Here is a 16,877-nt window from a genome sequence, read left to right as displayed (position 1 = left end):
TCCCACACTGACTTCTCAAATCATGGTGCTGTACTGGTACTATTGACCAGGATGATTTTAATCTCGCTCACAGAAGAGGGGAGATGATCGGTTCCAAAGGGCAAGGTAATCTCAACACTCTTCACGCCTGGCTGCCCATTGAGAAAGGCAAGCGCAGCCTGAGTTGTTGAGCCTTTGATGGCCTGGGGCCAGGTACTCATGGCCTCCTGAGTTAAATGATACACCCAGAGTCCCTTCACGGTCGTACTCAAAAAAACGACGCCATTCTTACCTGGATGAACTACTGGATTGCCAACCAGCGCGGGTGTTCCCTGCACCTTATAGGCGTTGCCCAACATCTGTAGTGCATCCTTCTGCAAAAGTTGGGTGGCAAGTTGCGTCGCGGTCGTCCGATTATAGACGATGGCACTACCAGTCACTTTGACCGTCACCTTCACATGATCGGCCCGCGCCCCAACTGGCTCGCTAGCACTATCTTTCACGGTATAAGTTGGCGCAATCGCAATCGTTTCGCCCGTCGTCAGTTGTTGCTGTATCCTCTGCAATACCTGATCCTCAAGGCGCGCGACCAGTTGATTGCGTACATCATCCAGATCGTTCTGGGCAACGACTGTCACCTGTTGAGCATCGGAGCCGCCGGTAAAGGGGCTAGTATTTCTTAAAGAGATACCATTTGCACAACAGGGACCATCAAGCGTGTGCGCGGAAATATTGCCCGCACCGCCCTGTTTTACCGCGACAGCATCGCCCGAGTTCCTGCCGTTTTGTCCATCCTGACGCGACGGCACCTGAACATCCTGGGTCAACCGCACCTGGACGCCATTATTGCTGGTAAAAATGGTTTGCGCTGAGACCGTAAAGTCGTTATTGCTGCTGTTGACAAACTCGATGGTTCCCTGTGCCGTCGATCCTCCCGCAGATTGGGAACCGGTAGTTGCAACCGTTCGGCTATCACTGGTGGAAGCTGAGATCACGCGGCTGGGGATACTATGCGTCGCCAGATCTGGCGCTTTGACCTGAGAAGAAGTGGTCAATACATAGCTCTCCTGCATTGTCCGGCTCTGTGCAGTGACATACACAGTGGCAACAGCAGGCGTCCCCAGAAGAGGAAAGCCTGCCGGAAAAATATTGATGCCTATCAGACGTGGAACAAGCAACGCAAGCAGCAACAGGGCCGGTATAATCATCGTCGCCAGCAGGCGGCCAGAGAAGCGTTTGTGGCGTGGTGGCTCTGGCTCTTCAGTGATGCGTGGTGACTGCCGAATGCTATCAGTCGTGCGCGCCTTTGCCCCGGCTCCGCGCAAGGCAACTGGCACGTCAACATCGCGCCCACGACGCGGCATCACAATAGGGGCTGGTTGTTCGGCTGATGAGAGAACTCTGGTGCGACGCTGACGCGGTGGATAGGGTACGACAGGAGCCTCAAACTGTCCCGAAGCAGTTTTCTCCTGATTGAGAGTGGTCGGACCCTTCAAAGCTGCTAGAAACGCGGCACGCAGTTCGGCTACGCTACGATATCGCTCCTCTGGACGCTTCGCCATCGCCGTCCGTACAACCGCATCTAGCTCCTGTGGAATCGAGGCGTCATGATCGCTGGGCGCGGGAATAGGTGCCTGCATCTGCATCTGAATCACACGTATATCATCAGGATCATTATAGGGTAGTTCGCCGGTCAGCAGTTGATAGAGCAGCACGCCCAGCGCGTAGATATCGGTCTGAGGAGTGACAATACCGCGCGTCTGCTCCGGTGCCATATATTGAGGCGTTCCCGGCACCTGATCGAGCGGTATGGGCTTACCGATTTTGCCCGTATCATCCATCTCTTCGGCACGCCCACTGCGTCCATTCGTTGCACGAGTATTGGTCGGTGATGTACGCACCAGACCAAAATCCGCCAGATAGACATAAGGGGCGCCACTACGGCGTAGCTCCAGCAGCACATTCGACGCCTTGATATCCCGATGGATCAGCCCCTCTTCGTGCGCATACTCAACGGCATCCAGCAGTTGTTGATAAACGACGGCGACCTCTGCCAGATCTGGCAGCGAGCGACGCAGATAACTGGTCAGCGTGCCACCATCAATAAATGGCATCACCAGGTAGAGGATACCGCCAGCATCGCCAAACTCGATCAAGGGCAAGATGTGCGGGTGATGAAGCCGCGCCACAGTGCGTGCTTCACGGGCAAAGCGGCGACGCATATCGCGGTCAGTCGCGTAATCACCGAGAATGACCTTAATCGCTACGCGTCGCCCAAAGGCGGTTCGCTGTTTGCCTTCATAGACGGCCCCCATGCCACCTACACGAATACGTCGAATGACATCATAATTGCCAAGCTGCTTGCCTTCCAGAGACAGCATCGCGTGCATTTATCCTTTCCACCAGCGCGCTTCCGAGTATTCAGGTCGAAAAACCAGAAGTACAACAACCACATCAGCCTACAGTATCACACTCTGTCTAGAGCATAAACCCGAATACGCGTCTCGATGGGGCAAAGGCAGACGTAATTACAACGGTGCCAATGCTCCCATTGCCCGGCACGGCTGTAGCGCCACCCGTGCCGTTAGCAGAATCAATGACAGTGGGAGTGACCGCAGGCGGGTTGGCGCTCCCCGACAGGCCTGTGATCGATTGCACCTGAATCGCGATTTGTGCCGGATCAGCAGGCAATACATCACCTCCGCTGAACTGCACTTTGCTGATGCCTTTCTGCCCCTGAAGCAGCGCCGTCGCATCCTTGACTGACTTGCCAGCTATCTGCTTTGCCAACGCCTGTTTCTGTGCATCCGTCCATTGATAGACCCAGACCCCCTTCGCATCGACAATAAACGAGACCATCCCATCTTTCGGGGTCTGCGGTTTGAGGTTTGTCTGCATCCCGCCAACCAGTGCATAGCCGGTTCCCAGATTCGTGTCCACCTTCTTTTGCAGTTGTCCCTTGACCAGATCCAGCATTTGCTGCCGATTATAGACCGTGCCAGTACATTTGACGGCAACCGTCACCGTCGCCTGCGGCACGTTCATCCCCTTATCACCCACCGGTTGATCGGTACTGGAACTGGTGGTACATTGCGCCCCATTCATCATCTGCTCACCATTGGCCATCTGCTTCTGCACCCCACTCCATGCCTGCTGTACAAGCGGCTGCTTCAGCGGATTGGCAACGGCACTGATATCCCCCTGCTGCACAAATTTGTAGTCTTTGGGATCTTGCCCACCTGTAAATGGGGTATTATTGACGACAGTAATGAAATTCTGGTTTGTGCAACATGTTCCATTGATCGCCTGGGCTGGAAGATTGCCAGCAGCCCCTGCTGTCGTTGCATGTGCGGCAACTGCTGCTGTTCCAAAAGAAACCCCAGGAACCGCCGCTGGAATGGACAAGTTTGTATTGGTCACGATCACCACACCATTGGCCTTTTTGAAAGTGGTTCCTGCCGCAACGGTAAACGGTGCAGAAGAGCCATTAGTAAACGTGAGCTTCCCAGTCGCAGCTATCCCCTGAGTCAGGTTGTGCCCACTGGCCGTCACGGTCTTTTGCTGCTGGGTGGTTTGCGTCAATGTACGAGCGGTGATCTGTAAGCGGGCAGCATCGGGATTGCTGGCAACGCCGGTGATCACGTAGCTATCAGATACAACCTGATTCGCCGGGGTGATACTCACGGTGGCAACTGGCTGTCCCGTAGGCAAGGAGCGCGACAGCATATCTCTTGTGCCCGGGAAGTAGGCCATCACGCCACCGACAATTAGCAACGTCAATAACAAAAGCAACAAAGCGATGAGCCAGCCCCTCCCGCGTCTACGGCGTGGTCCGGTTGGTCTGCTTCCACCCGGAGTTGGGCGCACCGGAGGCGGATTTGCGCCGCTAGTAGTACGCTGCGATACTGCTGCTGCCGCCAGCCCTGCAACGCCAACTGCTCCCGCCGCTCCAGTTGCCAATGTGCCGCTCGCACGTGCTTTGCTGGCACGAGCTGGCGCTGGCGCTGGCTCAAGCGTTTTCGGATCAAGCTGCACGGTCGTACGCGCGCGTCGAGAAGGCAACTCAATCGGCTGAGGACCGGCATCATCATCGGCATCAGCCGCTGGCTTGCTATTAGCGGACGGTTGCAGTGGCCGACTGATTGGCTGCGAGGCTGCCGCCCGCGAGGCTGCCGGAGCAGATGAAGGAGGAGCGAGCATATCGTCCTCATCATCAAACTCATCATCCGACAACGAAAACACACCAGTGTTGCCCATCGTGTTTGCAGAGTTTGCCGGTGTCTTCGCAGGCAGATCATCCATCGCACTCGCTGCCGCCGCTCCTGCCAATCCCCCCATCACAAAAGGAGCCGCTGACGATGCTGAATCCTCCTCCTCCCCCTCTTCCTGAGCCTGCCGAGCCTGTGGAGAGGAAGCATTATTCGCACCCACCGCTCCACCTCCATTGACCGTTCTCCCTCGTCCAAACAAACCCTTCTTCTGTCCAATGGGCAATTCTTTCTCTTCTTGTAATGCCTGTTTATAGCTCTCAAGAGATGAATAGACCGTAAAACGCCGCTGCCGGGCATATTCTGCCGGTCCCTGACCCAGCGGCGCAATAAAAATGATTTGCGCCTTTAATCGGCGGCGCATACTTTTCAAATCCTCGAAATCGACTGGACGCTGAAATGCTTTATTCTGCTGCGTGGGCAATACAACTGCCACTTGCTTACGACCAAGCTTCTCGTGTGTCAGTATAGCGGCCAGCACGCTTTTGCGATCATCGTTGGGTGAGACATAGATGATACCGATATTCTGGCTACGCGGATCATTCATCCCCAACAATTCCGAACCGTTTCCTTGTCTCATGGTCGCCTTCCCTCTGCCTCCCTTGAAGTAGCGCTTTTTCACTTCCGGTGTCATTTTACACTATTAAGTCGGAATCTGAAAGACCTGTCGGAATGTTTTCTTGCGGTTTGATACCCTTTATCTGCTCGTGTGGAGAGAATACCATGAAAATGTGGGGCAGGATTTACTCCGAGAGAGGGGCTATTCGGAAGCCAATCCCGCCTGATCCACAGTGGGGTGCCAGCCAACAGGCGAAGATGGACCAACCTGTTGCCAACATTTCTCCTACCCCTCTATTAACACGTTCAAAAACGCCTTATGTTATACACTGTCTGTTTGCCTCCAATCTCTCCACCAGACGCATCAGTCTGTTCCGCTTATTCATTTAAACGCTCATTCCTGCTCCTTTTCAAAGTCAGCGATCTCTTTTTCTTTCTTCTGACACTACTTGAAATGAACGAGACCTCCAACCTTTTGTGCGTTTCGGCCTATGCCCCTCGCAGATTTCGTCCTCCGCCTATTGCACAGAGCCAGGAGGGTTTTCTACATCACCTCCTTCAAGCTCAGTATCCGCGTTCTCTTCCTGCTTCTCGCCCCGTGCAGATCGCGAACAATCCGATACAGCTGGCTGCATTGGGTCATCAGGAAATGACAAAGCTGAGCGAAAGGAGAACTGATGGATATGAGAAGAGCGCGCTGGTGGGGAGAGCAGGGCCGTGCGAGCATTTTCCCAGAACTGTATCGCATCAGAGAAACGCTGCGCCAGATCATCGGCAAGCGCCGTAAAGATGACCTCATCGAGTTCGCGAGGCAACAGCGGTTGTAGCAGGCTAGGCGACAGAGGCGGTTTGAGTGGCTCATCGGGTCGCAAATCAAGCAGTGTGCGCCTGAAAGGAAGGCGACCAGTGCAGAGTTGATAGAGGATCACGCCCAGAGCGAAGATGTCGCTGGCAGGAAGCGTCTGGCCACGCAGTTGTTCGGGGGCCATATAAGGGAGCATGCTGCCACGAGCATAGGTATAATGAGCGGCATCAACCTCTATGGCCAGCCCAAAATCGCTCACTACCGCCTGCTCGGTATCATCAGGCAGAATGCGAAACAGCACATTCGGTGGCTTGAGATTACGATGGATAATCCCTTGTTTGTGAGCATGGGAGATAGCACTACATAACTGCGGAAAGATGGAGAGAATAGCGCTCAACGGATAGGGCTGACCAGGGTTCAAGCGCTTCTGGAGATCACCTCCCTGAGCATACTCCATCACAATATAAGGAACTGCCTGAGTTTGATCGATCGACTCTGATGCAAGGTCGCCATAGATGTGTAAGATGTTGGGATGATGCCATTGCGCGATCTGTGTGGCCTCCTGCACAAAGCGATCAAGCGCCCTCTGGTCAAGCTCATCAGGCTTGATAACCTTGATGACTACCTCGCGCTTCTCCTGTTCATCCCAGGCCAGACAGACATCGGCCATTCCCCCACTGCCCAGGAACCCTTCCAGATGATAGCGCTGGCCCAGATGTTCGATAGCATGTCCGTACCGCCACAATCTCATAAGGCTGCCTTCCATTCATAATGCACAAGTATAAAGAGTTTTTTAACAGATTTTTGCTGTGAGACAGACGATAGTGAGAATAGCTGATAGAAAAATTATTGCATGGAATAAAGAAAAAGGCAAGGTTTTTGCAGTATACATAGAAAAAGTCTGCGATGGGATCGCAAAATCGGACGGACATCGCAAGATTTTTGGACGTGTAACGTCCAAAAGACCGCTACTCTTGTTTCTAACCAGGCCTGAAAATGTTACTCCCACACCTATGTTCAACACACTCCTGTTGTAAATCGGAGTGCTCTTCCATAATAGTACTGACCAGTCCATATGTGATCTGGCTCCTCTCACCGTTCAAGGCAGGAGAGTTGTCTGTAATAATGACCAAATCTAAAGGAGAATATTCAGGAGAAGCTAATGGATTCAATACAAGCAATTGTCGTTGATCACCAGGTTGCCGAACATCTGGTAATACGCGAAGTTCAGCGTCCAATTCCTACACCATCAGAAGCACTGGTTCGAGTGCATGCTATCTCGCTTAACGTGGGTGATATCTACAGAATATCGCTGGCGGAATCAGGAGGGCAACTAGGATGGGATCTGGCGGGTACTGTTGAGCAAGCAGCCGCTGATGGATCAGGGCCAAAGAGTGGCAGCAGAGTAGCAGGACTTCTCGTTGCTCCTCGCTTTGGAGCCGGAGCACAGCTCGTTGCTGTCCCAACGAAAGATCTTGCGGAGATCCCAAACGGGGTCTCTTTTGCCCAGGCAGCTGCTCTCCCAACCGCAGGATTGACCGCCCTTTACGCGTTGGAGAGGGGCGGATCTCTTCTTCATAGGAACGTTCTAGTCACTGGAGCTTCCGGCGGTGTCGGTCATTTTGCATGTCAACTGGCTCAACTAGCAGGAGCATCTGTCGTTGGAGCGGTACGGCAGGAAGCGAATATTGCAAGCGTGAAAGCGCTCGGAGTTCGCCACATCGCAAAAGGTGCAGATCTTTCCGTTGCACAGCAGTTCGGTCCTTACGACCTGATTATCGATGTGCTGGGAGGCCACGCGCTAGCAGTAGCGTTGAGTAGCCTTCTCGTCCCTGGAGGTCTTTGCGTTGGCCTGGGAATGATGGATGGCCTTGAAGTGACGCTGAATCTTGGAGAGATTTTCATGCAGGCGGGCAACATTAATCTATCCACGCTAGTTTTGCCTGTAGAGCTGAAAAGCAAAGCTGGAGCGGAAGGACTCGCCAGGCTGATGCATCTGGTTGCAGAGGAGCGTTTACATCCACTGATTGGCATAGAGGCTCCCTGGACAGAGATTACCAAGATCGTTCAGCAATTCCGGGACCGCCGCATCCCCGGGAAAGCGGTCTTGCATATCTCATAGAAGCAACTTTTCTAGAAACAAAGCCATCAGAGAAAAAGCAGAGCATGGAACAGGAGAAGTACCATGCTCTGCCATCATAACAAGCGTCCCTCGTTACCAGAAAGGAGGTAGAACCTGCGTCCAGGTTGTCCCAGGAAAAAAAATTGATCCTTATCGCTGCCCTACTCTCTAGTATCGGCAGTAGAAAAAAAATAATAATAGGTTGGTGTTGACACTATTCGATCCCAACACACTATTAAGGACCACCCACCACTGGTGGATGGCCCCCAACAACCATACTATTCGATTTCGGCTAGCGAGGTCCAGCGCTGCGAACAGACTCGGTTGTCAGCGTGAACTGTGTGAAGTTTTTCTTGAACAGCTCGGCTAACATTGCGGCCTGACGATCATAGGCGTCTTTATCCTCCCAGGTATCGCGCGGAGAAAGTACGCTGGAAGGCACATCCGGGCAGAATGTGGGAGAGAGCAAACCAAAGATCGGATCTGACACCATCTCAGCTTTGTCAATTTCGCCGCTGATGGCTGCCTTGACCATTGAACGCGTGTAGTTGATATTAATGCGCTGCCCCACGCCATATGGTCCACCAGTCCAACCCGTATTAATCAGGTAGCAGCGAACATTATGCTTCTCGATTCGCTCACGCAACAGATTGGCATATTCGCCAGGACGCAATGGCAAGAAGGCAGCACCAAAGCACGAGCTAAACGTCGCCTGCGGCGTCGTGACACCCGCCTCCGTTCCCGCCAACTTGCTTGTGTAGCCCGACAGGAAATAGTACATCGCCTGCTCAGTTGTCAGCTTCGAGATCGGTGGCAGCACCCCAAACGAATCAGCCGAGAGGAAAATGACCGCCTGGGGATGTCCAGCCACGCCATCCTCAACAACGTTCTCGATAAAGTCAACCGGATAGGCAATACGCGTATTCTCGGTCAACGAATCGTCCTCGTAGCGGGGATCACGCGTTTTTTCATCAAGCACCACATTCTCATAGACAGCCCCAAAACGGGCTGCATTCCAGATCTGAGGCTCATACTTTTGTGAGAGGTTGATACACTTGGCATAGCAACCACCCTCAAAATTGAAGACGCCATTCTCGCCCCAACCATGCTCGTCATCACCGATTAAGCGCCGCGAAGGATCGGCTGAAAGGCTGGTCTTGCCGGTGCCAGAAAGACCGAAGAACAGCGCCACATCATTGGCAGGGCCAACATTAGCGGAGCAGTGCATCGGCAACACACCCTGAGCAGGCAAGATGAAGTTGAGCACCGTAAAGATGGACTTTTTCATCTCGCCAGCATACTCTGTCCCGGCAATCAATACCAGTCGCTCCTCAAAATCGATAATAATAGCGGCGTCAGAACGAGTTCCATGCACACGAGGATTCGTGCGGAAATGAGGAACGCACAGGATAGTGAAGCCCGGACGCTCGCTGGTCTGATCGCTCTCGTTAGCACGCAAGAACAACTGGCGCGCAAAGAGATTGTGCCAGGCCAGTTCAGTAATCACCTGCACAGGCATACGATAGCGCGGATCAGCACAGGCAACGGCATCAAGAATAAAGACATCACGACCCTGCAAATAATCGGCCAGACTACGTCGAACCACCTCAAAAGTTTCAATAGACATCGGGTGATTATTTTCACCCCACCAGATTTTAGCAGTGTTTTCAGGAGTAGAAACTATAAATTTATCCTTAGGAGAGCGCCCTGTATGTACTCCGGTGGTTGCAGCAAATACACCATTCGATGCAAACACGCCTTCTTTACGCTCAAGCGCACGCTCGGCAAGTACAGCAGGTGGCAAATTCCAGTTGATCGTACCGAGATTTACCAGCCCATAATCCTCCAGAGCCTTCCTACTCATCATCATTGTCATTTTATTCATTCTCCTTTGGGGCATCTTATTTATAAGCGCACATTCAACAACGGCGATGGTGCAACATACTCTACCCGGACGGAGTATGAGATGATACGCTTGCCCCTAACCACCGTTAGTTTAATACAACTGACGCCGGAAACGCAACCCGAACAGCATAAAATGTCTATAAAAGCAACAAAGAAAGATGCGATTGATAAGCCACCATGTCCCTCGCACATGGATTATTGTCCAACTTATCAATCGCATCCGACGACAAACAATCCCCCTCATCCGAGCAAATGCCAGATGTTTCTGCTTGTCACTGAGAAAGACGCGAGCGCCATCCATAATTCGGCCATTGCTTTTTCGCATCTCAGATCAAACAACATAAAAATGCATGTACTTTCATGGCAATCAATGTTACACTTATATACGAAGGAGAGGACATATAACGTCACTCAACTATTCGAGCGTGTTCAACTCATAGCCTTATTTAGAAGGAAGGAGTGTATGGCATGGCTCAGCGCCCCCAACAAACATGGCAGCGATGGCCCGGTTGGTCAATGATCTCTGCAAGCAATTATCTCGGCTTCACCCTCTGGTTTACTGGCCTGCATGGAACCGGCAAAAGTACCCTCGCAACTCTGCTCCAGAATGCGCTGGCCCTGCGTGGCTATAAAGTCGAGATCATCGATAGCAGCACACTCTCCTACTGGCTCCAACGCGAATTGCACATCGACGAAACCATCAAGGGGGATCGGAGCCATATTCCGGGCTATGATGCCTTCGTCACCTATCTCTGCGCGATTCTGGCACGCAACGGCGTCATCACGATCACAACTTCCGTCTCCCCTTTCGAGGCAGCTCGTAGCCATGCGCGTGAACACATTGAGCATTTTATCGAGGTGTACCTCAATTGCTCGTTGTCACAACGCCGCCGTCGTCTGCATCAAAAGGAGAGCGAGATCTTTGTGAAAGATAGTCTGTATCAGGAGCCTGCAAAGGCTGAACTATGCATCGATACGGAAACAGAGTTGGCCGAACGCAGCGCTCTACGCATCCTTCTCTATCTGGAGGAAGAAGGCTATATCGCCCCTCTCTGGGAAGATTTGCCCACGACAGAAGAATTGGCCGCCATCAAAACGCGCCTGCATCCGGTAGAATATCTGGAATAACAAGATAGACACGTTTCAACAGGCAGAAGGTGATACACAAAATATTATGCTTGCATGGTAAATATGTTTTTTTGATAGCAATATTTGCATGATCCGTATTTGCGCGCCTTATCGTGACTATCTTCTGTACACTACAAGTGCGATAAAGCGCGCAAATACGATATATGTAGTATCGCTCGTTAGAGTGCCTGCACATACGCAACAAACTGGTCGCCGCGATCAAACTCATTGAGGAACATGCCGAAACTAGTAAAGCCGGGAGAGAAGAGCAAGATATCACCGGGTCGCGTCAGGGCAACGGTGACATTGAGCGCCTCTTTAAAATCTGAAAACACTCCCCGCACAGGATTGCTCACTTCCTGCCGTTGCGCCTCCTCCTGCAAAGCTGGCACCAGTTCATCGGTGCCAGAACCAGCAAGCAAGACCACGTCGCGACAATAGCGCACAATCGCCTCAGGCCAGCGTTCTAACGGCAAATGCTTGGTATTGCCTCCCGCCAGCAGCACAATATTCTTGCCCGCAAACGCCTCAATGCCAACGCGACCCGCCACAGGAGTTGTACTGGTGCTATCATTGATGAAATGCACCCCGTCGCGCACACGAAACTCGTGCAAACGATGCGCGACACCCTCGAACCGGCGCACCGTTTGGGCGATGCTCTCGTCAGGGATACCAAGCAGGCGCGCAGTGGTGGTGGCGAGCAGAATATTCTCAAGGTTGTGACGGCCCTTTAAAGGCGTGTCGGTAAAACGGAAGGGATCAACACGAAGGTCACCACCTGTAAGGGATGTGCGAGCAAAGCTGCCGTCACGCTCGATACTGGTAAACCAGACCTGACCCGGAGCCTCCTCACCAAAACGGCGCGTCCAGGGATTGTCATAGTTGAAGATCGCCAACCCCTGAGACGACTGAAAACGAAAAATGTTCGCCTTCGCCTCCGCATATTCCTCTATATCGCGATATGTATTGAGATGATCGGGATAAACGTTGGTCATCACAGCGACGGCAGGGCTGATTGCATGGGGAGCAAGTCCCTCAAGTTGCCAGCTCGACAGTTCTAACACAACGAGCGTCTCCTCCGTAATCTGAGGGAGCAGGGAGAGCGTCTCCACGCCAGCCACGTTGCCGCCCAGCACAACGGGAGAGCCACCGTGAGCGCGCAATATCTCGTAAATGAGCGTGGAGGTGGTCGTTTTGCCACGAGTCCCGGTGATACCAATAATCTTGCCGGGACAGGCCAGGAAGAAGAGAGCGATCTCCATCTCTATGCGCGCCCCATGCTCCTGAGCAAGCAAGAGATACGGAGAGGAGCGAGGAACGCCAGGATTACGAATAACAACATCGGCCCAGATAAAATCTTCCTCGCGATGTTGTCCCAGCACAAACTCTATCGGTAGCCCGGAGAGAGCCTGTACGCTGGGAGCCAGCACATCGGGCAACTTCATATCTGTTACGCGCACACTGGCACCCTGCTGGGCTGCATAACGGGCCGCTGCCATACCCGACCCTTGCAGGCCCAACCCCATCACCAGAACACGCTTACCACGCAGATCCATAAAAGCAATCCTCATTTCGTCGGCGTTGAACGCATCATTCAACACATCATTATAGGTGGTGATCGGTCTCCATAATAGCAGAATCGCGCGTCGGAAACAAATATAACATTTGCACAAAGACAAGGAACCAAAAAAACAGTATAATTGAGGGTGAACACAACTATCCCATCCATCATTCGCGTTATTTGTCAGCGCAAGACCGCTACCAGATCTCTCAAGAATCCGGCAGCCGAAATGCAATATACCAGAGAGTATCTAGAAACATATGGTTATGCAGCCCGGACAGGTCGTGCAGCCCGAATACGTCTTTGAACATGTCTCTATCGGCATCGCCATGCTCGATGCCAGCGATTTGCGTATTCGGTACATCAACCCTTATCTGAAATCACTCCTGGAGGAACCCTGGAGCTATCAGGACGTGATTGGATACAACGTGGACAATATGATCTCGCCTCCTGTTCTCAAGGTTGCCCGTCCTATACTGGAACACGTCGCCGCCACTGGAGAGCGCATCGAGCATGCCGAAGTACCCTATGAAGGTTTTCTGCAATCTAGAGGCCGCACCTACTGGCGCGTTGCCATTGAGCGCATTCCGGCGCTGCCTCCTCTCGCGCACAGCCAGGAAGAGCGCGCAAACGGCCCGGCATTGCTAATCACAATAGAAGATGTCACCGAAACGGTCCGCGCCCGCATATACCAGAACGCTATTCATCATATATCGGCGGTTATCTCCAGCCCAACAGCGCTCCCCCAGGTATTAGATCGCATCTTACAGGCGATTCAAGAAATGGTAGGAGCTACGCGTTGTGCCGTGATCCTGGCCGACCAGCCAAGTACAGACGCGCATATCCCTGGCTATGAAGAGCCGCAACAACTGCCAGCCGAACCCGCCCGGAGCGCAAGAATCGTCGCGTATAAGGGGCTGTGGACGCAAGACTGGCATCCACCGGTCACAGAACGGACACTGCTGGGACGCGCCGAACAAGCAGGGCACGCCCTGATCATCACCGATACGCGGCTGGCACCCGAGATCGACCTGCCCTTGCTCGATGATGAGGGCAAGTCCACACGTCCCGGCTCCGTGCTCTGCGTTCCCATTTTTGAACCATATCATGCAGTGGATCAGCGAGCGGTGAAAGATGCTGCTCAGGAGACGACTCACAAGCAAGCTGTTTTGGGCACCATCGAGGTCTATCATCGCAGAACGCGCGGCTATCCAGCGGAGGAAGTACGCTTGCTGGAACGTTTCACGCTTCAGGCAGGGCTGGCGATCCATAACGCGCGCCTCTTCCGTAGCGTGGATCGCTGGGCGCGTGCAGCCAGTAGGCAGGCCCATCAAAAAGAGAATATGATGCAGGCCATCCCCGACGGGGTTGTTATCTATGATCCGCGCTGGCGCGTGGCCGATGCCAATCACGCCGCCCGCCAGCTCTTTGGCTGGACCGATGACATTATCGGCAAACCCATTGCTCAAGCGCTGGCACAAAGCGGCACCATCCTGCTGGCAGACTTTATGCACGTTCCTGATCTGGCAATCGAGCTTGAACGACGAGCGTTAGAGGGGCAGATCGACGAATTCAAGATCATCAGCACGCATGGACAGGCCTCCACACTGCGCTGCTCCTACACGCCTATCCGCGATGATTTTGGGGATATCTTCGCATTCATCATCGTCTATCATGATGTTACAGAAGAGGTAGCGGCTCGCGAACGTATCGAGGCACAGGTGATTGCCCGAACCGCAGAGCTGGCCCAACGGAACGAGGCGCTCCAACAAACGAGGGCCGAGCAAGAATTGACGAATGCTCGCCTGGCCTTGCTCCTCGAACGGCTCCCATCGGGCGTCATTCTGGTCAATGCTGAGGACAATACAATCTCCATCATCAACGAGCATGCGGCCCATTTGCTCTGTCGCATGGGTGCGCCGGGAGAGGAAGCTCAAGATCATCAAGATGGGGCGATACAACGCTATATTGGCCTCAATAGCGAAACGATTTTTAGCGCCATCCCACTCTACGGCATATCCGGCGCGCACGTCCCATATGAAGAACGGCCACTCTATCGTGCGCTCAAAAATGGAGAGGCCAGCGAAGCAGAGATGCAGGCTCTCACAACAGACGGTCAGACGCTTCATTTGCTCGCCAATGCTGCTCCCGTGCGCACAGCTGGCGGGACAGTCAGTAGCGCGGTATTAGTCTTGCACGACATTACCACGATGAAGACGTTGGAGAGGGCGCGTGAAGACTTTTTTACCACAATGGCTCACGAACTCAAAACTCCTCTGGCCAACATTCGCGCTCATCTCAGCGCCCTGCTCGCCCGCGATCTGCAATGGTCGGTAGAAGAGCAATATGATTTCTTACAAACAGCCGACGAACAGGTAGATCGGCTCGTGGGCATGGTCAACCACTTTCTGGATGCCTCACGAGTCGAGGCTGGCGCACTCAGACTGGAACACGAGGCGATTATCATACCAGAAATGCTTGAAGACCTACAAGACCGCCTGGAGGCGCTCATCTCATCTTCGCAGCGCGAGTTGCAAATTGAGAGTTCGCCGCACCTACCAGCAGTGCTGGGTGACTACGAACTGATTATAAACGTGTTGACGAACTTACTGAGTAATGCATTTCGATACGCGCCAGAAGGCGACAGCGTCCTGTTGGAGGCCCGAACCGTCTTCGAGCCAGATGGAAAGACTCCAACAGGCGTCACATTAAGCGTGACAGACCGGGGGCCGGGCATGACGGAGGAACAACAAAAAGAGGTCTTTATGCGCTTCAGCACATTCGCTGCATTGAATCGCCCCGCGCTGGATCGGCCCGGACAGCCAGCGGTAGAGAGGAGACGAGGCACAGCTCGTTGGAGTCCCGCAACCGGATTGGGACTCTACATCAGCCGGGGAATCGTTGAGGCACATGGCAGCCAGTTCATGCTCAAGAGCAGCCCAGGGCAGGGAGCGAGCTTCTCTTTCACCCTCCCGATCTATACCGAAGAGAGGGGCCGGAAAAAGCATCAACGTGACAGAGAAGCAACGCCAATAACATCAGAGCCAGTTAGAGGATTAGACGATGACCACAACGGATAAAAAGGTACGTATCCTTTGCGTGGAAGACGACCCGCAAATGCGCACCTTCTTGCTCGCACAATTGAAGGCGCGAGGTTTCTACGTACAGGCTGTTCGCGATGGAGCGCAGGCCATCGACCTTGCCGCCATCTTCCAACCACAGTTGGTGCTGCTTGACCTCTCGCTGCCGTCACTGGATGGACTGACCTTCTTGAGACGCCTGCGCGAATGGAGCGGCGCGCCCGTCATCGTTCTCTCCGCCCATGATGAAGAGCCGGTGAAAATCAAAGCGCTGGACCAGGGAGCCGACGACTATCTGACCAAGCCGTTTAGCTTAAATGAGCTACTCGCGCGTGTTCGTGTCGCCTTGCGTCGAGCAGAAGAGACGGCGCGACTACGCAGCAGCGCAACGGGCAGCGAGGCTCAGCGCCCAACTTATCGCACAGGAGGAGAGAACGGGCTGGTTGTCGATTTCGCTCGCCGCAATGTCCGTTCAGGGGGCCAGGAAGTCCATCTCACACCTACAGAATATGATCTTTTGTGTGAGCTGACCAAAAATGCTGGCAAAGTGTTAACCCATCGCGAACTACTGCAAAAAGTCTGGGGACCAGACTACAGCGGAGAAAACACCTATCTGCGTACCTTCATCCGCCATCTGCGCCGCAAGTTGGAGCCGGACCCATCCCAACCACGCTTCCTGCATAATGAACTGGGCGTTGGCTACTACGTTCCTCCCCCCGACCTCGACGCCGTATAGGATAGCTATGAAGCAAGGAAGCGATGAATTCGCAACAAAAAACAGAAATTCACACGCTTTTCACATGAGGGCGCAAATCTTCACGCGATTATCACCGAAGGTCAGGTATACTATTGGCAGAGGTGAAAGGGTGGAAAAGACCACTGCTCACCGTATCCGTCGCACCGGCGGCACATTCACACAGCATAATGTTAAGAACGCATAGCAGAAGCAGGTTTTCGGACATGCACGAGCAAGAAGCTGTGGACACGGGGCCGGGCAACGGCGATATGAGTTTGTTACAGGGTGCAGCGCATGAAATACATGTGTCTCAACACCCGACTCAAGAAATCCCGGAAGGGACAAGCAGAACGATACAACGCATCCTGGTGGTCGAAGATGATCCCACGTTGGCAACCCTGGAATCTGAGATTTTAACGGCTCATGGCTACATCGTCGTCACCGTACATAGTGGAGAACTCGCCATCACCGCACTTCGTAGCGCCATTCCCGATCTTGTAGTGTTGGATCTTGAATTACCGGGCAGTATCAAGGGCTGGGAGGTCTTACAAATGTTGAGAACTACGGCCAGCATACCCGTTCTGGTGACAACCAGCGCTACAACGGCAGTGAGACAGTATATCCGTAGCCGAGGCGAGAGCAGGATTACCCTGGATCATCTGCCCAAACCGTATCCTATGCAGACACTTCTCAAGCGTGTCAAGCGCATGTTGATGATAGCACCTCAATAATTGT

General features: G+C 53.3%; 10 protein-coding genes. 5 read left to right on the top strand and 5 right to left on the bottom strand.

Annotated features, from left to right (window positions below; all coding sequences use genetic code 11):
* Nucleotides 1-20 precede the first annotated feature (20 nt).
* The 3 genes from K3T83_RS30975 to K3T83_RS30965 all read right to left on the bottom strand — a co-directional run bounded on the left by K3T83_RS30975 (nt 21) and on the right by K3T83_RS30965 (nt 6,361).
* Complete coding sequence (locus K3T83_RS30975; RefSeq protein WP_220206781.1) at nt 21-2,360, bottom strand: serine/threonine protein kinase; 2,340 nt, start codon at nt 2,358-2,360, stop codon at nt 21-23.
* Nucleotides 2,361-2,457: 97 nt separating this feature from the next.
* A complete protein-coding gene (locus K3T83_RS30970; protein WP_220206780.1) occupies nt 2,458-4,827 on the bottom strand; it encodes a baseplate J/gp47 family protein in 2,370 nt (789 codons plus the stop codon).
* Between the two features lie 496 nt (nt 4,828-5,323).
* Entirely contained in the window at nt 5,324-6,361 is a 1,038-nt protein-coding gene (locus K3T83_RS30965; RefSeq protein WP_220206779.1) for a serine/threonine-protein kinase, read from the bottom strand.
* Nucleotides 6,362-6,772: 411 nt separating this feature from the next.
* Here K3T83_RS30965 and K3T83_RS30960 point away from each other — a divergent pair, with 411 nt between their 5' ends.
* Complete coding sequence (locus tag K3T83_RS30960; RefSeq protein ID WP_220206778.1) at nt 6,773-7,732, top strand: zinc-binding dehydrogenase; 960 nt, start codon at nt 6,773-6,775, stop codon at nt 7,730-7,732.
* A 292-nt stretch (nt 7,733-8,024) separates the two neighbouring features.
* Here K3T83_RS30960 and pckA read toward each other — a convergent pair whose 3' ends face one another.
* A complete protein-coding gene (gene pckA, locus K3T83_RS30955) occupies nt 8,025-9,608 on the bottom strand; it encodes a phosphoenolpyruvate carboxykinase (ATP) (RefSeq protein ID WP_220206777.1) in 1,584 nt (527 codons plus the stop codon).
* Between the two features lie 497 nt (nt 9,609-10,105).
* Between pckA and K3T83_RS30950 the strand changes: the two genes are divergently transcribed.
* The gene (locus tag K3T83_RS30950; protein ID WP_220206776.1) at nt 10,106-10,765 is read left to right on the top strand and encodes an adenylyl-sulfate kinase; all 660 of its coding nucleotides are present in this window, start codon (nt 10,106-10,108) and stop codon (nt 10,763-10,765) included.
* A 179-nt stretch (nt 10,766-10,944) separates the two neighbouring features.
* Here K3T83_RS30950 and murD read toward each other — a convergent pair whose 3' ends face one another.
* Nucleotides 10,945-12,321 (bottom strand): UDP-N-acetylmuramoyl-L-alanine--D-glutamate ligase, encoded by a 1,377-nt coding sequence (gene murD / locus K3T83_RS30945; RefSeq protein WP_220206775.1) that lies wholly within the window; start codon nt 12,319-12,321, stop codon nt 10,945-10,947.
* A gap of 265 nt (nt 12,322-12,586) precedes the next feature.
* Here murD and K3T83_RS30940 point away from each other — a divergent pair, with 265 nt between their 5' ends.
* From K3T83_RS30940 to K3T83_RS30930, 3 genes are all read left to right on the top strand, one after another.
* A complete protein-coding gene (locus K3T83_RS30940; RefSeq protein WP_220206774.1) occupies nt 12,587-15,406 on the top strand; it encodes a PAS domain-containing protein in 2,820 nt (939 codons plus the stop codon).
* Nucleotides 15,390-16,142 (top strand): response regulator, encoded by a 753-nt coding sequence (locus K3T83_RS30935; RefSeq protein ID WP_220206773.1) that lies wholly within the window; start codon nt 15,390-15,392, stop codon nt 16,140-16,142. Before K3T83_RS30940 ends, K3T83_RS30935 begins: the two co-directional genes overlap by 17 nt.
* A 224-nt stretch (nt 16,143-16,366) precedes the next feature.
* Nucleotides 16,367-16,873 (top strand): response regulator transcription factor, encoded by a 507-nt coding sequence (locus K3T83_RS30930; protein WP_220206772.1) that lies wholly within the window; start codon nt 16,367-16,369, stop codon nt 16,871-16,873.
* Nucleotides 16,874-16,877: the final 4 nt, after the last annotated feature.

The organism is Reticulibacter mediterranei (assembly GCF_016587455.1).
The sequence above is the reverse complement of the archived record's forward strand: the minus strand, read 5'-3'. Positions and strand labels throughout refer to the sequence as shown.